The organism is Leucobacter sp. cx-42, from assembly GCF_014529985.1.
Lineage (GTDB): Bacteria > Actinomycetota > Actinomycetes > Actinomycetales > Microbacteriaceae > Leucobacter.
Genome location: NZ_JACVMU010000001.1, coordinates 382751 through 402507 on the forward strand (window position 1 = coordinate 382751; position 19757 = coordinate 402507).

Below are 19757 nucleotides of genomic sequence, written 5' to 3' on the forward strand. Positions count from 1 at the left end.
TTGCACCGGGTGGAATCCGATTTAGAAGACGTTACAAATGCTTCTTTCGCCCGGCTAGCGCAGCTAGCGCCAGCTCAAAATTGGACAGGTCGTCCGCGAGGATTACCTCGTCAAACTTGGCATCGTCCAGCCGTCGCCGGTATTCCCGATCACAAATGCGCAGGAGAGACGCATCCTCTTCAAGCCTTTTTCTTACCTCGTCAACGCTGAGTTTTTGGCCACGAACAAACTCGAAGAATGACTCTTGCTCTTCAGGAAGCATCTTGGGGCCGGAAATTGCGCTCGGAACTACCGCGAGCCTATATGCGTTTGCTTTCAGCCTCTCAACATCGGCTTTTGTCATGATCGAGTCTCGCGCAATCACCATAGTGATTTGACGGTCCTCGTTTTCGAGGGCTTCAAGCACTCGGTCAAGGAACGCCTTTGCATCGGCGGCCTTCTTGAAACGTGATGCCCAGAACAGGGTAGTTGGTCGGTCATCGCGAGCTGAACGCACGAGTTCTGAATCCAATTGGTCTTTAAAGAAGAAGTCCACAACACGCTTCGTAGCTTGCCCATCTTCATGTGGAGCAAACCTAAGTTGGGCAGCCGCATACCGATCACCCTGCAAAGGCAAAACAGCGTTAGCCGCGCCTTGATCAAACGCCCGTACCAGTTCAGAAGCTTCAGAGACTGCCGCTCGCAACTCTTCAAGGTTCATTGCAATCGAACCAGGCAATTCATCGACCCCAAGATAGAGTCCTCGAGCCGATTGGTACTCCTCAATGTCATAGAGGTACTGCACAATTGGCTTCCCCGTAGGCAAGAAGTCGAAGAAAATGCTCGAATAGTCGGTAATCAATACGTCGACGACAGAAAGCAGCTCATTTGTACTGATGCTCTGCGGGGGCACCAAAATCTCCCCAAGTTGCCCACCGATGGCGTTAGAACCAAGCAAGCGTGTCACTCTGTGGTGGCCGCGGAAAAGAATCTCGGCGTCAACGTCAGCCAGCGCCGAAAGAGCGTTCGTCAGTTCGCTGTGGTCGCTAGACGTACCATCACCGTTCGAGCGCCATGTTGGAGCATAAAGAACGACTGGTCGTCTGCTCTGACTAGTACCGTCAACGGGTAATCCGATGAGTTTCCGAATCTCAGACTTTCTTGCTTCTTCAGTGTTCACTGTCACGTCCACACGGGGGTAGCCAGTTTCACCGATTACAGCAGTAGAAGCACCGACCGCAGAATACGCTGCCAGAATTTTTCCAGTCATAAAGGAGCAAGGCGTCACCAGGTGAGTTGCTTTGAAGAAGTTCTCAATCGTGGTAGGGGCACCAAACCTCGCGTTGTTTGTCTCCCGGCCAAGTGCCTTATACGGGACTCCGTGCCAAGTATTGAGAAAACGCTGGCCCTCTCGCCTCACAAAATATGAGGGCACACCAACATTGCGCACGATGTGTCCAGCCGTTGCAAGGTATTTCTGGAATTCAATGCTTCCTAGTCGCACAAAGATGACGTTGTCAGCTTCCTTATACCGCTCAGGGATCTCTACGTCCTTGCCAACAGACCAGACATGAGTGAAATTCCCGTATTCAGGATGGGCATGCAAGTACTCGAAAATCGCCAAAGGATTGTCGTTAACCCGCTCGCCTGACATTGATTCATAGAACACGACGGTGGGGTCCACGGGTTCTTCCATGCTGAACCGCAGGTACTCCTGCTCTCCGTTGCGGACGTCTTCCATCTGAGGAAAACCAGCGTACGCGAGGCGCAATTTACGACGGGCCTTCAGCTGGTACTCCTTCGACGATGTACCGGCGAAGATAGGCAGCTCAGTCTTGAGTTCCCCCAATGAAAGCATCGCTTCTGCCGTTGTTCCGGTGACATCTTTGAAGGCGAAAAAGAGCCATTCATAAACGTTTTGGAGGAGTTTCTCGTCTTTCTTGACGCCTTTGTCGAGTGCCTTTTCTATGGCCGTTACCACTTCATCGGCACGCCATTTCCCATGTTCCAGGGCTCGATGACCATACCCAATTGATTGGTAAAAGTCTCGAATCTCGGGGTTCCATGCCAGGCCGACTGAAGGAATTTTCAAAGCATAAGACGCAATACTTGCATGCGCGCTAAATGAGATAACACCAGCGCACTGTTTCAGCTCGCCAAGCAACCCCTCTGGCGTGTTAATTACCACAGCTGCCATCGAGGGTGGGATGAGCTCGCCACGCACCATTGCTTCAAGAAATGCTTCATCCGCAACATGACCGGTCGTGAATAGACGCACTTCGTACCCACGGGCAGAAAGTGTAGAAATGGTCTTCAGCCAGAGTTGCCGCTGCTGATTCTCTGTAAAAGCAATGCCTTGCTCGTTGAAGAGATTGGCACGAGCGACTAGCAGTCCGATTCTCTTTGGCTTTGTGGGCTTGACCTCGATGGAAGCCACAACAGGAGGCTCAGGCGCTGGGCTATGTACGACATCTTGACCCATCATTTTCTTCAACTGGATCTTTACACGACTCTTGATACTCACTGGCACTGGTACCCGTCGCAAAACGCTTCGAGTAACCGAAAGCGGAGTGCGCTTCATCTCGGGAAGGGGTGCTACAGGCGCAGGTCGCTTTCGGAAAACCACATCTGTAAAGACTGTTGGATCGCTAGTCTTCACCGCAGAAAGTTGTGAGTCTTCGAGGTATTCATCCAACGACGCATCCTCTTCAAAGGTCGAGATGTGTCGGACACAGGGCAGGCTAAGCGCAGCCTTGAGCCGGACTAGGACCTCATTCGATTCATCAAAGCACGGCGCGCTAATGCCGAAGAGGATCACAGGCACATTTAGCTCGTTCGCGACTTCGAGCGTCTTCGCTGTGCGAAGCTCTAGGTCGTCGTCGATGCCGTCACGGCGCGATGCCCCGACGATAAGCACGACCTTGGCGCCGGAAACAGCGGTTCGAAGCCTCGCAAGCGTTGCGTCTTCAGATGTTGTCGTTGCCGATGGGGGAACGATGTCGAATGACCGGGAATCGATCACAAATGTATCTTCGTGATAGTCGAGATTCTTCATCACGCCTGCAACAAGAGAGACCATGTTGGCTTCGACAAGCTGGTCGCCAACGTTGTCTGAATCACGGTTCGAGAGCAGCAGAATCTTAGTCTTCGACATTATTTACTCCGTATAACGCGCCAAATATCGGCGGTAAAAGTGTGTCGGGGTGATGCAAGACTTCACCCCGAGCTTAAGCGAACTACGAGTTCTAGTTCGTAGCTTCCTCGAACGATTGAACCGCTCGGTTCACACCTTCTGCAAGACTAACCCGCGGTGACCAGCCAAGCGCGCTCAGGCGGCTCGAATCAAGACCGAGCGAAGCAACAGGCGAGAACGAGCGGCTATCATCCGGATTCGCGAATTCAAGCTCGATGCCCTTAGCGGGACGTGCAGAAACGAAGATCTCCGCCAGCTGACGAATACTAATGTTGCCAGCGTTGTCTGCGACGTTGTACACGCTGTCGTCACCCTTGAGGTGCGCAGTGAACGTGCCCAGCGCGGCATCTGCAACATAGGTATAGGTACGTGTTGCTGCGCCTGCGCTCATCATTCGAATGTTGCGACCGAGAACGACGTCTGCCAAGAAGTCAGCCTGAACTCGGCCATCATCGAGCGCCATACCAGGACCATAAATGTGCCCAAAGCGCAGCACGAGCGGGCGGATGCCGAATTCAGCCTGGTACGCAGCAAGCGCTGTCTCAGCGACGCGCTTGCCCTCTGAATAGGCTGCACGAGGAGCAAAGTGACCGAGAACACCCTGCGCATCCTCAGCGATCAGGTCAGTGCCGGAAACTGCGCCGTACACCTCGGAAGAAGACAGGAGAACGAACGATCCGCCCCCACCAGCGACCTGTGCGTCGAGCAGATTGATCGTACCGAGCACGTTTGCTTTCAGCGTCGTCGTCGGCGACTGGTTGTGCAGCGCCGGACGAGCGGGCGATGCCCCATGGAACACCGTCTCGAAGCTGCCAGCAGGCAAGGATTCTGCGTCACTCACATCACCCACGGCGAGTTCAAACGCAGGGTTCGAAAGTGCGGCACCGAAACGTGACTCTGCCTTCGCGCGGTTACGCACGAGACCCACGACAGTGAGCCCAAGGTCATGCAACTCATTCGCAGCGAGGAGCGCGCCCACAATGTACATCGGGATCATGCCAGATGCGCCGGTCACGAGGATGCGGTGACCGCGGTATTTCTCCCAGGGAAGTTCCGCCGAAGCGATCGCACGTGCGTCCTCCTGGAATACCGGAGAATCGAAAACTACGATGTCGTTACTCTGCACCGAATGCCTCCCGGTCTTCTGCGAGGGTCATGAACGTGCGGCAGATGTAGTAATCCGAGGCAGTCGTAATCTTGATGTTTGTTCGGGGACCCTCAACGCGGTGCAGGGTGCGACCGTAATGACGCATGAGTGAGCAGGAGTCGATCGAATCGTATTCTCCGTCGGCAACGGCCTGGTCGTATACGCCAAGCACATCGCCCGCGAGGAAGCTCTGCGGAGCCTGTGCGGTCCACAGCGGGTCACGAGGGATAACCTCGCCAATGCCTTCGCCATCAGCGACGACAACCGTCTCGGTCATCTTCGTGCAAGTGATTGCAGAGCCATGCTGCTTGACCGCCTGAATGTTGTTAGACACGAGGTCCGCATCAATCAATGGACGCACACCATCGTGGATAAGCACTACCGCATCATCACCTTCATCTGCGACGACGGCGCGAAGCGCCTTGTGGCGTGACTCCTGGCCGGTCGCACCACCATCAACGATCCAGCGAACCTTGTGGAGCTCATAGCGCGCCACGATGCGTTCAAAGTGCTCCCGCCATTCGGGGAGAATCGAAACCGCGATGCCGTCAATCTCAGGGTGACGTTCAAATACCTCAAGCGTGTGCACGATAACGGGACGACCGTGAATCTCGAGGAACTGCTTCGGGCGGGTGCTCGTCTTCATGCGCGAGCCAACTCCGCCGGCAAACACTACTGCGATGTTGGACATGTTTTACGCCGCCTTGGTGGTCTTGGGGTCGGACAGGATCAACTGATCGATTACGCGGTCAGAGTTGTTCGTATCGATGTGATCGAAGTTCTCTGCGAGGAACGCCTCAGTCTTTTCAGTCGAGAGGTTGGGTTCACGGATCAGTTCGAGCAATTCAGTGAAGTTCGAAGCGATGGGGCCGGGAGCTACTTCGTGGTAGTCACGGTGCATACCGCGAGTCGCCGAATATACGTCGAGATCGTATGCAAAGAAGAGCATCGGGCGACGAAGCAGAGAGTACTCGTAGATGATCGAAGAGTAATCCGTGATCATGACATCTGACAGCAACAACAGGTCGTTCGTGTCGGGGAAGGCCGACACATCGATCAAGCGATCACGCAAGTGATCGGGGATCGGGGCCGGTTCGACGACAAAATGATGCTGTCGGAACAGCACGACGCTGTCTTCGCCACATGCCTCGTACAGCGCTTCGAAATCGATCTTCTCGTAGGGGTAGTGCGCATCGGGTGCGCCCTGTCCACGGAAGGTCGGCGCAAAGAGGATCGTGCGCTTTCCGACTGCGTTCGGGTAATCCCGTTCGAAGCCCGGACGAACCTCATCGACGCGCCCCTCACGGAGGAACTGATCGATACGGGGCAGACCGGTTGCGATGACTGCTTCACGTTCGATACCGAACGCCTCGGCATACACATCGCGAAGGTGCTGTGAGCCAGCAATTGCGTAGCTGTAGAGCCGATGCGAGTTTGAGAGATGCGGCGAACCGTACTGGCCGAATCGACTGTAGCCAATCGACTTAAAGCCGCTGCCAGCATGCCAAAGCTGAATGACACGCTGCTTCGAGGTGTCCGAAAGGTCCTGCAGAATCGGGAAGTAGTCGTCAATCAAGACGATGTCTGCTCGACCGAGTTCCCAGCCAAGACGGAACGCCGAAGAACGCGACGTCGTGTGTACCGTGCGGAACGAGTAGTTGAACTCGAACTGTGCGTCGAGACCACGCTCCACCATGCGGTCATGGACAGCCTTCAGGTTGCCCTGCATATTCGGTCGAGCTTCAGAGGCAAAAAGAATGCGGGGCTTATCGCCCTTCTTGCTATTCAGACCTGCACGGAAAACCGCGCGCAGCGCGGCTCGCTTCGTCTTATTCCAGTCTTTGCGACGGCGACCAAGACGTTTCTGGATCCAGCTTCGCTTCACACCGTTGCCCGAACGACCAAACGCGTAAGTACGCATCAAGAAGTCGGGAGCGGTCTCATCGTCCGCAACACCAAAGGTCACTGTGTATGACGAGTGATTGTTGTTGTACACGAACGCTCGTGAACGATCCGGAAGCTCCTCAACTCGCTTCAGATCGAAGCGAGCCGGAATCACCTCGCCATCGATATGAGCGCAGATCTGCCACGTACCATTCGGAATCTGACGGCGGTCATTGAACTGGGTCACATTGAGGAATAGTTCGTACTTACCATCGCCTACGCGCTGGGCGGGAACGGGAAGCTCCTCCGTCACTTCAGTCTGATCCGCGCGGCACAGGAAGAAAACGGGATCTGCCTTACCTGAGGCATTCACTTCGAGTGTGAGATTCACCCGCTCCCAGCGGATTTCAACGACTTCAAAGCGTTCACCCATGTGTACGTACACCCCTGCTTCACTTCAGAACCAGATTCTTGCAAGTTCTGAAGCTCTCAATAACTAGAAAAAATCTACATCAGCCTACCACTGGCGACTCACAGCCCCCAGAGCGAGGCTGCGTTACCTGCAGCAAACCCTAGATGTGCTCGCTGAGAGCTTCGGTTTCCTTAAAACGCAGTGCGAGCTCATCCTCAAGGGAAAGGGCGAAGCTAGCCGTCATGTGATGCCCGTCACGGAAAACGATGTTGTTTCGCAAGTACGAGTAACAGGTCTCCTCGCCGGGGCAGAACTGGTCAGCCATCTGCACTGTTTCAACCTCTGGAACGTTTGAAGCAGCAATCTTGTCCGGATGAGGCTGGTTAGTCACTGCGTCCACGTAAGTAGCGCTGCAGGCGTTGGTGTCACCGAGATTTTCAAGGAGACATTTTGGAGAGTCAATCGCCAAATAGGGCGTATCCAGAATTGCGACCAGGTCACTTCCGTCGTCTACAACACCCTGCCATGCCTTACGCATACCTTCAGCACGCGCAGGTTCGTTGGCTTCCTTGCTGAGACGCTCACCGTCTTCTAAGAGCGGTGTGCGCGAAGAACTTGAGACAATCACAACATCTGGCTTCACCTCGCGGAGGTGTTCACGAAGGTTTTCGTTCCAGACATTGCATTCTTCATAGGCGCCAATACGACCATCATCCGAAACGTAGTCGCCGAAACTGCATCCACGCTTGCCGAAGTAGGCGAGATTCCAGCCCTCCTCCTCAGCGATGGCTTCGACTGGGGGAAGCCAATGTGCTGAGTGCGAGTCACCCACCATCACTACGGAAAACTCAGCATCTGGATGCGTGAGCGTGCAGTCTTCTGGGCTGCCACTCGTGAGAAGCGTGCTCTCACGAGATGCGTAGCAATCAGTATCGTAGACCGTCGACATGTCCTCCCGGGACTGTTCGACGACCTCAGCGGTCAACGCCACGTCATTTCCCGCGGGGTCACCACAACCGGTGAGGCCTAGCAGCAGCGCACCCATTACAGCGGCTACACCGAAACGACGAAGTGTTCGAGCGTCATTACTCTCAGTAAGACGTGCAAAGTTCAGCATGAAAAGAATTGTATGTGTATTAATACGCTCACAAATTCGGTGCGCGATGTGAACATGGCCTGAGCAGGCAAAGCCAGCCCCGCGCGGCACTCTTTCCAGCGTGCAACGAGCTAACAAACTTGCAAATGGCCGGGAAGCGCCTTCATCACTTCCCGGCCATTTCACCAGGTTGGCTATTGCCCGCAGGCCGCCGTGCGACGGATCTCCACGACCTCTACCGCTCCCCCGCCAGCAAGAACTTCGCCCCCTGCTCGCCAATGAGCACCGAGGGCGCATTGGTGTTGCCGGTTGACACCCGAGGCATCACCGAGGCGTCGATGACGCGCACACCGGAGACACCGCGCACCGTGAGACGCGGGGTGACGACCGCGAGTTCGTCGACGCCCATCTTGCAGGTGCCGACCTGGTGGTGGTAGGTCGCGACCGTCTGACGCACGTATTCGACGAGGTCTTCGCCGTCGCCAACCTCGGGTCCTGGGTAGATCTCCGTTGCACCCCAACCGCCGTCGGCCACGCTTGCGGCGAGCGCGGGCTGACGCCCAATGGAACGGCACTGGCGTACCGAAGCGACGAGTGAAGCGACGTCGTCTTCGTGGCCGAGTGCACCGAGATCGATGTTGATGGGGTCGTCTGCACCGGGGCCTGAGAGCGTGATCTCGCCGCGGGCCGCTGGCGTGACGAGGCCAGCCATGAGCGAGAAGGCGTTGTCGCCACGTGGCTCGAGGTTTTCACCGTACATGGGCACGGAGAAGTTGATGGGCTGGGTGTCGGGACGGTCGAGTTCGGGTCGGCTCTTCCAGAAGAGGTGGCTCTGGGTGACGGAGACGCCGGCTCGCGGTGCATCGATGGGCTTCTCGGTGTCGAAGATCACTGGAGCGAGCAGGTGGTCGTGCAGGTTCTTGCCGACGCCGGGCAGGTCTACGCGCGGTTCAATACCCACTGCACGCAGTTCATCCGCCGGGCCGATACCCGAGCGCAGCAGCACGCGCGGAGAGTCGATTGCACCAGCGGCCAGCACGACCTCATCCGCATACAGGTCGCGGGTTTCTCCGTTCTGGGTGATCCGCACACCAATGACGCGCGGATCAGTACCCGCAGCCTCCCCTGCCACGTCAGCCGTATCCTCAGCAAACAGGAGTTCGTCGACGCGGCAGCCGGTTTCGACGGTGACCCGATCGCGCACGGGCTTGAGGTATGCCATGTAGGTGTTCAGGCGCTCACTATCGCGAATGGTGACCTGCTGCTTCGAGACTCCTTCGAGCGAGTCACCGTTGTAGTCGAGGTTGTGGGCGAGGCCTTCTTCGATGCCAGCGTCAATGATCGACTGCTGGATGGGTGACAGCTCATAGTCATCGGTGACGTCGAGCAGACCCTGGTCTCCGTGCAGCGCTGATGCTCCGCCAGAGAAGTTTTCGATGTCTCGGTAGACGGGCAGCACGTCGTTCCACGCCCAACCGTCGTTGCCGAGCGCTGCCCAGTGATCGAAGTCGAGGGGTGAGCAGCGCACCCAGATCATGGCGTTGAGCGCGTGCGATCCGCCGAGCACCTTGCCGCGCGGCAGATGCATGCGGCGGCCTGCAGCTCCTGCCTGCGGGGTCGTGTAGTAGTCCCAATCATCTGCGCTGTGCCAGAGCTCGCCAGCTCGGCTGAGGTCATGAATCGCCGGGTTGGTGTCTTCGCCACCGGCCTCGAGCATGGTGACGGTGACGCCAGCATCGGCGAGACGGCGGGCAACGACGGATCCTGCAGATCCTGCGCCAACGACGATGACACTCTTTGGTGAGGTTTCGGTGGTCGACTGTTCCGGCATTGGTGAGTCCTCTCTGACGCGGCGACGGTGCTCGCGATCTTCCTGGCAGGCTTTCACGCACGCGGGGCTGCGTGCGGCCGGAAGTTCAACCTCGGCACGGAAAGTCAACGACGCTTCCTGCGGCGACAAGCCCCAGCCGCGACCCGAAGCGTAGCCTGGTATCAACTACAGGACTCAAAGTGGAGGCTCCAATGGAAACCTACGAGAAGCTGCTCGCAGCGATCACCCCGACCAGCGGTGAAACCCGCGAGGTCTTCGACCCGGCGACCGACGCGAAGATCGGTGACGCACCGGTGCAGAGCATCGCGGATCTCGAAGCGGCAATCGACACCGCCGAGGCGGCGCAGCCCGCGTGGGCAGCGCTCAGCCACGAGGAGCGTTCGGCGTACCTGCACAAGGCTGCTGACGCGATTGAGGCTTCGGCTGAGGCACTCGCTGAACTCCTGTCGCGCGAGCAGGGTAAGCCACTCAACGGCCCGAACGCTCGCTTCGAGGTTGGCGGCTGCGTAGCGTGGACCCGCACTCCCGCTGATACTCCGCTTCCCGTCGAGGTGCTCATTGATGACGAGTCGGGCTACGCAGAGATGCACTACCGTCCGATCGGTGTCGTCGGCGCGATTTCGCCGTGGAACTGGCCGCTCATGATCTCGATCTGGCAGATCGCGCCGTCACTGCGCATGGGCAACACTGTCGTCATCAAGCCGGCAGACACGACCGCGCTCTCGGTGCTCGCACTCGTGAAGGTGATGAACCAGGTACTGCCCGAGGGCGTGCTGAACATCGTTGCTGGCCCCGGCCGCACCGTCGGTGACGCGCTGACCCGCAGCCCGAAGATCGGCAAGATCATGTTCACCGGTTCGACCCCGGTCGGCAAGAACATCATCGAGGCTTCGGCCCCCAACGTCACCCGCCTTACGCTCGAGCTCGGCGGCAATGACGCTGGCATCGTGCTTCCCGACGTGGATCCGGCAGCCATTGCCGAGGATCTCTTCTGGGGCGCCTTCATCAACACCGGTCAGACCTGTGCAGCGCTCAAGCGTCTGTACGTGCACGATGACGTCTACGACGAGGTCGTCGCTGAGCTCGTGAAGTTTGCTGCCGCAGTTCCGATGGGCGTTGGACTCGAGGAGCAGAACGTCCTCGGCCCGCTGCAGAACCGCAAGCAGTTCGAGGTGGTCGATCGTCTTGTCGAGTCGGCGAAGGCATCGGGCGCGACCGTCGCACTCGGTGGCAACCCCGACCGTGAGGCACCGGGCAACTTCTACCCCACCACGATCATCACTGACATTGATCCCCAGCAGGAGCTCGTCCTCGAGGAACAGTTCGGTCCTGCACTTCCGGTGATCCGCTACTCCGATCTTGACGACGTTATTGCGCAGGCCAACGCGCTCGAGTTCGGTCTGGGTTCGTCGGTCTGGTCGAGCGATCGTGCGAAGGCGATTGCGGTCGCATCGCGCCTGCAGGCTGGCACGACCTGGATCAACTCGCACGGCGGACTCCACCCCATGGTTCCCTTCGGCGGCGCGAAGCAGTCGGGCTACGGTCGTGAGTTCGGCGTCGAGGGCCTCAAGGCTGTCGCTGAGCCCCACGTCATCAGCGGCTAATTCCCCGAACCGCACGAGCCCATCACGGGGACAGGCACGAAGCAAAGGACACAGTTAGTGGAAGCAGAAGTTCGCGCAGCGGTCGAGCTGTACGTCGAAGGCGTGCACACGAATGATGCCGCAAAGGTGAAGCAGGCGTTCAGCGACGACGCCGTCATGTGGGGCTACCTCGGCGACGACTACGTCTCGCAGTCGGGCGTCGCCTTCGCAGATAATGTTGTGGCGACCGCGCCGCCGGCAGATCCGGCGTACGCATACAAGATCCACAGCATCGAGGTCACGGGCAACGTGGCGCAGGCCATCCTGGAGGAAACGGCGTACCTCGGTGCGAACTTCCGCAACCAGTTCGGCCTCGCGCGCATCGATGGCCGCTGGCGCATCGTGAGCAAGGTGTTCACGACCGTCGCATAGGTCGGGAGTGCGGGCCCGATCCGCACCCGCACCCGCATTGGTGGCGGATCGCACCGATCGCTCAGATGGGCGTCGTAGGGAATTCCTACGGCGCCCATCGTGCGTTTGAGGGCGCGGATTAGCACCGCACAAGAACCCTGCACGGATTGTCATACCCCGTGCACTGCCAGCACACGGATCGACTTTCCAGTTGGACAGTCCCGTATTTACACTCGTTGAGAAGAACGGGATTCGCGCGCTACATGGAGCGCATCGGCAGCGTTGCCAGCCCGTGAAGGAGATCAACGATGACCCTGCAAGACCAACAGCTTTCACACGCGACCGAGGCCGGTGACGAAGGCCTCAGCCGTCGCGTGCTGGGCGTGCCATCGATCACGCTCATGATCATCGCTGCATCTGCACCACTCACCGTGGTGGCTGGCGGCGTCACCACCTCGTTCGCAGTGACGGGTTCGCTCGGCGTACCGCTCGGCTTCCTACTCATCGCAGCGATCCTCGCGCTGTTCACCGTCGGCTACACCGCAATGGGCCGCTTCGTGACCAACGCTGGCGCGTTCTACGCCTACGTGTCGCAGGGCCTGAGCCGTGCACTCGGTGTCGGCGGCGCATTCATCGCGCTCGTCTCGTACAACGCGATGCAGATCGGCATCTACGGCCTCTTCGGGTTCCAGCTCTCGGTGTTCCTCGAAGCCAAGTTTGGCTTCGCCTCACCGTGGTGGGTCTGGGTTGGCCTCTGCATCATTGTCGTCGCGATTCTCGGCGTGAACCGCGTTGACCTCAGCGCGAAGGTGCTCGGTGTGCTCGTCGCACTCGAGTTCGTCGCCGTCATCATCTTCGACATCGTGTCATTCACGGTCGCGCCCGAGGGCGTCACCACCGCCGCGCTGAACCCCGCTGCGCTCTTCGGCCCCGAACTCGGCCTCATTCTCGTCTTCGGCGTCGCCGCCTTCATGGGCTTCGAGTCTGGCGCGATCTACGGTGAGGAAGCCAAGGATCCCAAGCGCACCGTCCCCCGCGCCACCTACGCAGCAGTTGCCATCATCGGCCTCTTCTACGCGTTCAGTGCGTGGGCATTCTCGGTCGGCATCGGCCCGAGCGCGATCGTCGATTCGTCGCGCGAGTTCGGCCCCGACCTCATGTTCGTGTTCATGACCGACCACGTTGGCGTGCTCATCGCTGACATCATGACGATCCTCTTCATCACGAGTCTCTTCGCAGCGCTCCAGGCGTTCCACAACGCAGTCGCTCGCTACCTGTACTCGCTCGGTCGCGAGGGCGTACTCCCCCAGAGCTTCGCGCGCACCACCAAGTCGGGCGCTCCCTGGGCAGGCTCGGTCACGCAGACCATCATCGCGGCTGTCGTCGTGGCTGGCTTTGCGCTCGCGGGCGACGCATTCGGCGGCGCAGAAGCGATGCTCGGCGACATGTCCTTCCTCTTCCCCGTCCTCACGATGTTTACCTGGCTCACGAACACCGGCGCTGCCGGCCTCGTACTCCTCATGGGCCTCGCTGCGTTCGCGGTGATTGGATACTTCCGACGCATGCCGCACGGCAAGAGCGCATGGGTGCGGATCATTGCCCCCGCACTCTCGGGCATCCTGCTCGTAACGATGTTCATCATGATCCTCATGAACTTCCAGCTCATGCTGGATCAGGAACAGCCCGACATCACCACCTTCCTCCTGCCAGGCATCATCGTGCTGGCACTCGTGATTGGCGTGATCTGGGCGAACGTGCTGCGCAAGCGCAAGCCGGAGCTGTACCAGCAGATTGGTCACGGCACCGAGCCCGGCGCGTACGGCACCGAGCTCATCGAGGTTGTGGGCGAGTAATGTCGACGACCACCCTCCCGGCTGAGCAGGTCACCCCTGCTCAGCCGGGCCGCGACGCCCTCCTTCGCGCGACGGTCACCGTCGTCGCGAAGGGCGGGCTGCGCGCCCTCACCTACCGCGCAATCGCGGCAGAGGCAGGCGTCTCGCACAGCCTCGTCAGGTACCACTTCGGCAGCCGAGACCAGCTCATCGCGCAGGCACTCGACTACTCCATTGACCAGAGCCTCGAAGCTTCGAGCATGCGTCAGCCGTCTGCGAGCTATCGCGACTTCGCCGCCGGGCTCGAGACGCTCGCCCGCCGCGAAGAAGACATTCACGCGTTCCAGTACGAGCTGCTGCTCGAGTCGCGCCGCCGCCCGGAGCTGCGGCCGCACGTCGACCGCTACTACGAGACCTACCGCGAGGCGATCTCAGCCCAGCTCGCGCACCTCGGATTGCACCAGGCCGGCCTCGCCGAGACGATCTGGTTCGCGCTTGATGGCATGGTCTTCCAACAGCTTGTCGCCCCAGGTGAGATCGAACCCGCCCTGCACTACCTGCGCCAGATCATCAAGTCTGCAGCGCAGCTCGAAACCTAGCGCTCAGCTCGCGCTGGTGCGACGCATTGCCCACGCACACCGCCGAACAGGGTCCCACAGTTTTCGCGGATCAGCAGTCCCGATCCGCGCCCCACACACGTCAACCACAGATCATTGGAGATACACATGACCGACACCCAGATCGACTTCCTTTACCTCGATGAGAAGGACATGATCTCGGCAGGCGTGACCGACATGGCCGCATGCGTCGACACCATGAGCGACCTCCTCAAGCTGTTCGCAGCGGGCGACTACCGCATGGCAGGCAGCGAAAACAACTCGCACGGTGCGCAGATCTTCTTCCCGACAGAGTCGCCGTTCGCCGGCATGCCGCTCGACGGTCCCGACCGCCGATTCATGGCAATGCCCGCCTACCTCGGTGGTGAATTCCAGACCGTCGGCTGCAAGTGGTACGGCTCAAACGTCGAAAACAAGAAGAAGGGGCTCCCCCGCTCCATCCTCATGTTCACCTTGAGTGACAAGGACACCGGCGCACCCCTCGCGATCATGAGCGCCAACCTGCTCAGCGCGTACCGTACCGGCGCGATCCCCGGCGTTGGCGCCAAGGAACTCGCGCGCGAAGACGCCAAGGTCGTCGGCATCGTCGGCCCCGGCCCCATGAACCGCACCTCACTTGAGGCGTTCGTCGCAGCCCGCCCCGGCATCACGACCGTCAAGGTCGCCGGCCGCAGCCAGTCCAGCATCGACGCCTTCACCGCGTGGACCAACGAGACCTTCCCGCACCTCGTCGTCGAGCAGGTCGCCGACATCGAGCACGCGGTGCGCGACGCAGACATCGTGAGCATCGCAGTGCCGAGCCCGATGGGCTCAGAAAACTACCCGTACGTCGCGAGCGAATGGGTCAAGCCCGGCGCATTCATCTGCTGCTCGGCGCACCTCGCCCTCGACGAAGAGCTCACCCTGCGCTCGCGCCACGTCGCTGACGCCCGCAAGATCTACCAGGCCTGGGCCGAGGAGCTTCCCGCTCCCGCGCACGAGACCGTCGGCATCTGGGGCATGCACCTCGTCGACCGGATCCGCGACGGCCGCATGCAGCCCGAGCAGTTCGAAGACATGGGTGAGATCCTCATCGGCCAGACCCCCGGCCGCAAGCACGACGATGAGATCTTCATCTACTCGGTCGGCGGCATGCCCACCGAGGACGTAGCCTGGGCAACAAAGATCTACCGCAACGCACTCGAGCAGGGCATCGGCACCAAGCTGAATCTGTGGGACAAGCCCGCACTCGCCTAACCATTTTCGGGGCGCGGATCGCAGATCACGACCGTGGGAAACGATCCGCGCCCCGCATCGCACACATCGCACACTGATTCACGGAGGAAAGAGAAATGGAACTCCAGAAAACTGACGTTCTCGTCATCGGCACCGGCGCTGTTGGCTCGATGGCGCTCTGGCAGCTGAGCAAGCGCGAAGGGCTCGACGTTGTCGGCATCGAGCAGTACGGCCGCGTACACTCGCACGGCTCGTACGCTGGTGAGTCACGCGTGTTCCGCACCGCGGTGCACGAGGGTGGCACCTACGTGCGCATGATCCAGCGCTCGCGCACGCTCTGGCGCGAACTCGAAGCAGACTCGGGCCGCGACATCTACACCGAGGTCGGCTGCTTGAGCATCGCTCCCGCAGACTTCCCCGACCTGCAGGTCGCGCTCGGCACCGTCAAGGAATTCGATCTCCCGCACCGTGTGCTCTCGGCAGAGGAATTGCGCGCGGAATACCCGCAGCACATCATCAGCGATGACGACATCGCCCTCTTCGATGAGCAGGGCGGCGGGCTGCGCCCCGAGGTCGCTGTCATGAGCGCCCTCGACGTTGCTGAGCGCAACGGAGCACGCCTGTTCTTCAACACCGAGGTCATCGGCATTGAAGAGCGTGCAGATGGTGTTGTCGTGCGCACCACGCAGGGCTCGTGGCTCACCCAGTCGGTAGTCGTCGCGTCGGGTTCGTGGTCGACGCGCCTCTCACCCGAGCTCGACGAGCTGCTTCGCTTGCAGGTGCTCGGCCTCACCTGGTTCATGCCCCGCGACCCCGCGGCGTTTGTGCCAGACAAGTTCCCCGTGTTCCTGCGCGACGCTGGCCCCGTGCACTTCTTCGGCGCCCCGAGCTTCGACGGCTATGCGTTCAAGGCGTGCACGAACCCGGAGTGGCCGGTGTTCCGCGACGTTGCTGAGGTGCCGAAGCACCACACCCGCGAGGAGCTCATCAAGATCGGCCAGCGCGCAGCAGAGCTGTTCGACGGCATCAACCCAGAGCCCGTACGCGAGAGCGTGCATCACTGCGCCTACACGCCTGACCGCCTGCCCGTCGTAGACCGCAGCGAGAGCGGCCGCGTCGTGACGCTGACTGGCCTGTCGGGACACGGCTTCAAGTTCGCTCCGCAGATCGGCGAGTGGGCCGCACAGCTCGTCACGGGCGAAGACAACACCATCGACCCGCGCTTCGCGCTGGCCGCTCACATGGAGCGCCTCGCGAAGACCGGGCCGTACACCGGCGGTGGCCACTAGTAAGGGAGTCCGGGCTGCGCCCGGGGCTTTCGTCGGGGCAATTTTTGCCTCGGTATGAAATCGACCTTCGGTAAGACGAATTCTGCTGTTTTCGTCTTACCGAAGGTCTTTTTGCATACCCACGGTGAGTGGTTTCCGGCCTGCACCCCAAGGCTTTGTGTGCGCCACTTCTCCGGGCAGAGCAGCATATGAGTCTGCCGCGGCGCGGCTATCGCCGTGCCTTGCCGATGGCGTGTTGGCTTGCGTCTGCTGTTGCCTGCGCGCCGGGCACAGTGTGATTTGCCGTAAATATGTAATCGGCCGTAGACATGCAATTTGGAGCACAAAATACGCGATTGAGGGCAGAACGCATATCTACGGCAAATCCCCGCCGCACCTTCCGCCCGTGCAGATTACACCGCGGCCAAAGCTCACCCGCAGCAATCTTGCCAAGGGCAAGGTTGGCCCACGGCCAACCGCGGCAGTATTTGCTTGACCAGATCAGACCAGGACTGACCCAACCCGACCAGAACCGACCCTTCCCGTCCTATCGAGCGGAGGACGATTCATCCTGCGCATGGTCATATCGATCACGGAACGCGACAATTTCGGTTTGGTGAGTCAATGCCCATTCGGCAATTGCCATGACTGGTCCGACGAGCGTGCTCCCGAGTACGGTTGCTCGGTATTCGACACGAGGCGGAATCTCGGCATACACCGTCCGCTCGACGAGCCCGTCGCGTTCGAGCTGCCGCAGCGTGAAGGTGAGCATTCGCGACGAGATACCCGGAGTCATCCGTTTAAGCTCAGTGAAACGGTAGGGGCCTTGCTGCAGCATGCCAATAAGCATCATGCTCCATTTATCACCCACGCGTGCAAGGATCGACCGAAACACCTCGGCCTGTTGGTCATCGACCGCGCAAATATGTTGCATTCGCGGTTCATCATGCCCCGCTGACCTGACCAGCTGATGGTCGGAGGCTGCGCCCTCGGCGAACACCGCTGTCTCCCCACCAAGCTTGTTCGGCGTCTCTACGCCATACACCGTAACGTTTTGACCACTCATCAGTCTTCCATTTCCGCTTTAGTGAACCCATAGTCAGTCACACGGGAGTAACTCAGTCACGTTGCAGTGCCTGCCACCCCGTAACCGATACTTACTCACTGTACCTCAGTTACATTTAGTTACTTATGGAGTAGACGCAGTGCTCGTTCTTTCAATCATCACCTGGGTGCTCTCAGGAATCCTCGCGTTCATGTTCCTGATGGCCGGCGGCATGAAGCTCGCAAAGCCGCACGCAGACATGCCAATGCCTACATTGCAGGAGCTCAGCCCCGGCAGCGTGAAGTTCATTGGAGCCGCTGAAGTTCTTGGCGCCATCGCCGTGATTGTGTTCCCACTCATCGGGTTCGTCGCCATTCTCGGGCCAATCGCTGCTATTGGTCTGGCAGTCATCCAGTTCCTCGCAGTGTTCGCCCACCGCCGCTTCAAAGAGCCCTTCTACATGAACATCATTCTCATGCTGCTTGGAATCACTGTTGCTGTTCTTTGGTTCGTGACACTGTGAGCGAGCACTCGTCTGGGGCATTCGCCCCAGAACATCCCCTGCCTGCCACTGGTGCTAACACCGCTCACGTCAGCAGCACCAAAGCGATCTGGCTTCTCCTCGGTGCAGCATTTGTCACGATCCTGAATGAAACCGTGATGGGCGTGGCACTCCCGCATCTCACGGCCGACCTCGGCATCACGTTGAACGCCGCGCAGTGGACGACAACGGCATTCATGCTCACGATGGCAATCGTGATCCCCACAACGGGCTATCTCCTGCAGCGTTTCACCACACGTCAAATCTTCACGCTCGCCATGTCGCTGTTCACCGCAGGCACGTTACTCGGAGCACTCGCTCCAACCTTCCCACTACTACTCGTCGCTCGGGTCATTCAGGCAGGCGGCACGGCAATGATGATGCCAATGCTGATGACCACGATCATGGCGCTCATCCCAGCGGAATCACGTGGCCGATTTATGGGACGAATCACCATTGTCATGGCGGTCGCGCCTGCGCTTGGCCCGACCGTGTCGGGGCTCATTCTCAACGCTTTCTCGTGGCGCGCGCTGTTCTGGTTCGTCCTGCCGATTTCATTGGCGATGCTGCTCATAGGCTTCTTGCGGTTGCCCAACGTTGGCGAGACCCAAAAAACGCAGTTTGATGCAATTTCCATCCCACTTTCAGCTCTCGGCTTCGGTGGGCTTGTGTACGGGTTCTCAACCATCGGATCTGGCAACGCAGACGGCCTGTTAACCGGCGGACTTGTGCTTGCTGCAGGCATCATCGGACTCGCACTATTCGTTTGGCGTCAACTAGTACTTCAGCGTGCAAATCGAGCGCTCCTTGACCTCAGAGTATTTGCCTCACGGCCATTTGCGCTCTCGTTGTCGCTTGTGACGATCATGATGGCAGCGATGTTTGGAACGCTCATTCTGCTTCCAATTTATCTTCAGAATGTACTCGGCCTCGATCCCGTAGCTACGGGGCTCACCATGCTTCCCGGCGGCCTCATTATGGGGCTTATCGCTCCACTTGTTGGTCGTCTCTTCGACCGCTACGGGCCACGCCCTCTTGTCATTCCCGGTTCAATGTTGGCGAGTGCCGTACTGTGGTCGCTTACCCAGCTCACCGAGAACACCTCGCCGATTTTCGTCACCGCGGCCCATATTGGACTGTCCCTTGGGCTCGCGATGATGATGACTCCGCTGATGACGAGTGCACTCGGCTCGCTTACTCCGCAGCTCTACTCACACGGATCAGCAACCGTTGGCGCAGTGCAACAGGTGGCCGGCGCCATTGGAACAGCCCTGTTTGTAACGGTGCTCGGCGTGCGGTCAGCAAGTTCAGCTGCATCAGGAGCAAGCGCCATTGCCGCAAGCGCTGACGGTATTGCGTTCGCGTTTCTGATCGGCGCGATGCTCTCAGTTCTCGCGGTAATTGGTGCCTGGTTCGTGAAGCGAACCCCAACTCAGTAATCTGCATCCGCCTCCCATAGCCATCACGTAACTAGGTGATACCGTCAGCGAGCTACTGGCAACGCAAAGCACTCAACCCACAGCACGACTAGCCAAAGGCCAACCGCGGCAGCGGTCGACCTCCACCTGGAAATCGACCGTCGTCAGCATGAAAACAGAAGTTTTCGTCTGGTTTTCGGTCGATTTCCAGACGAGGGCGAAAAACGCAGCACACCGCGCACACAACGGAGGCCCGGTGCGCAATGCACCGGGCCTCCGTCAAAC

15 protein-coding genes are annotated in these 19757 nt (G+C 59.4%); 8 read left to right on the forward strand and 7 right to left on the reverse strand.

The genetic code is table 11. From position 1 onward, the window contains the following. Positions 1–31: 31 nt before the first annotated feature. The 6 genes from ICM05_RS01705 to ICM05_RS01730 all read right to left on the reverse strand — a co-directional run bounded on the left by ICM05_RS01705 (position 32) and on the right by ICM05_RS01730 (position 9542). Positions 32–3133, reverse strand: coding sequence for a CDP-glycerol glycerophosphotransferase family protein (locus ICM05_RS01705; RefSeq protein WP_188022817.1), 3102 nt, complete (start codon positions 3131–3133; stop codon positions 32–34). 91 nt (positions 3134–3224) lie between these two features. Continuing rightward, positions 3225–4298, reverse strand: coding sequence for an NAD-dependent epimerase/dehydratase family protein (locus tag ICM05_RS01710; protein WP_353055784.1), 1074 nt, complete (start codon positions 4296–4298; stop codon positions 3225–3227). Beyond that, positions 4288–5010, reverse strand: coding sequence for a 2-C-methyl-D-erythritol 4-phosphate cytidylyltransferase (locus ICM05_RS01715; RefSeq protein WP_188022818.1), 723 nt, complete (start codon positions 5008–5010; stop codon positions 4288–4290). The genes ICM05_RS01710 and ICM05_RS01715 overlap by 11 nt, the downstream gene beginning before the upstream one ends. A 3-nt stretch (positions 5011–5013) precedes the next feature. Next, positions 5014–6636: a CDP-glycerol glycerophosphotransferase family protein gene (locus tag ICM05_RS01720; RefSeq protein WP_188022819.1), complete on the reverse strand. Its 1623-nt coding sequence runs from the start codon at positions 6634–6636 to the stop codon at positions 5014–5016. Between the two features lie 139 nt (positions 6637–6775). Then, positions 6776–7732, reverse strand: coding sequence for an SGNH hydrolase domain-containing protein (locus ICM05_RS01725; RefSeq protein ID WP_188022820.1), 957 nt, complete (start codon positions 7730–7732; stop codon positions 6776–6778). Between the two features lie 214 nt (positions 7733–7946). Beyond that, positions 7947–9542 carry a GMC family oxidoreductase gene (locus ICM05_RS01730; protein WP_188023019.1) on the reverse strand — a complete coding sequence of 532 codons (1596 nt, stop codon included), beginning with the start codon at positions 9540–9542 and terminating at the stop codon, positions 7947–7949. Positions 9543–9733: 191 nt separating this feature from the next. Between ICM05_RS01730 and ICM05_RS01735 the strand changes: the two genes are divergently transcribed. From ICM05_RS01735 to solA, 6 genes are all read left to right on the forward strand, one after another. Next, positions 9734–11146, forward strand: coding sequence for an aldehyde dehydrogenase family protein (locus ICM05_RS01735; RefSeq protein WP_188022821.1), 1413 nt, complete (start codon positions 9734–9736; stop codon positions 11144–11146). 57 nt (positions 11147–11203) lie between these two features. Further along, the gene (locus ICM05_RS01740; RefSeq protein ID WP_188022822.1) at positions 11204–11557 is read left to right on the forward strand and encodes a nuclear transport factor 2 family protein; all 354 of its coding nucleotides are present in this window, start codon (positions 11204–11206) and stop codon (positions 11555–11557) included. A 287-nt stretch (positions 11558–11844) separates the two neighbouring features. Next, positions 11845–13389, forward strand: a complete 1545-nt coding sequence (locus ICM05_RS01745) for an APC family permease (RefSeq protein WP_251364428.1) — start codon at positions 11845–11847, stop codon at positions 13387–13389. Beyond that, positions 13389–13967: a TetR/AcrR family transcriptional regulator gene (locus ICM05_RS01750; RefSeq protein ID WP_188022823.1), complete on the forward strand. Its 579-nt coding sequence runs from the start codon at positions 13389–13391 to the stop codon at positions 13965–13967. Before ICM05_RS01745 ends, ICM05_RS01750 begins: the two co-directional genes overlap by 1 nt. Before the next feature lie 126 nt (positions 13968–14093). Further along, entirely contained in the window at positions 14094–15221 is a 1128-nt protein-coding gene (locus tag ICM05_RS01755; RefSeq protein WP_188022824.1) for a tyramine oxidase subunit B, read from the forward strand. A 95-nt stretch (positions 15222–15316) separates the two neighbouring features. Next, the gene (gene solA / locus ICM05_RS01760; RefSeq protein ID WP_188022825.1) at positions 15317–16489 is read left to right on the forward strand and encodes an N-methyl-L-tryptophan oxidase; all 1173 of its coding nucleotides are present in this window, start codon (positions 15317–15319) and stop codon (positions 16487–16489) included. Between the two features lie 526 nt (positions 16490–17015). On the opposite strand, the gene ICM05_RS01765 is transcribed toward solA, so the two are convergent. Beyond that, positions 17016–17534: a helix-turn-helix domain-containing protein gene (locus ICM05_RS01765; protein WP_353055785.1), complete on the reverse strand. Its 519-nt coding sequence runs from the start codon at positions 17532–17534 to the stop codon at positions 17016–17018. Between the two features lie 139 nt (positions 17535–17673). Between ICM05_RS01765 and ICM05_RS01770 the strand changes: the two genes are divergently transcribed. Continuing rightward, complete coding sequence (locus ICM05_RS01770; RefSeq protein ID WP_188022826.1) at positions 17674–18036, forward strand: DoxX family protein; 363 nt, start codon at positions 17674–17676, stop codon at positions 18034–18036. Beyond that, positions 18033–19493: an MDR family MFS transporter gene (locus ICM05_RS01775; RefSeq protein ID WP_188022827.1), complete on the forward strand. Its 1461-nt coding sequence runs from the start codon at positions 18033–18035 to the stop codon at positions 19491–19493. Before ICM05_RS01770 ends, ICM05_RS01775 begins: the two co-directional genes overlap by 4 nt. Positions 19494–19757: the final 264 nt, after the last annotated feature.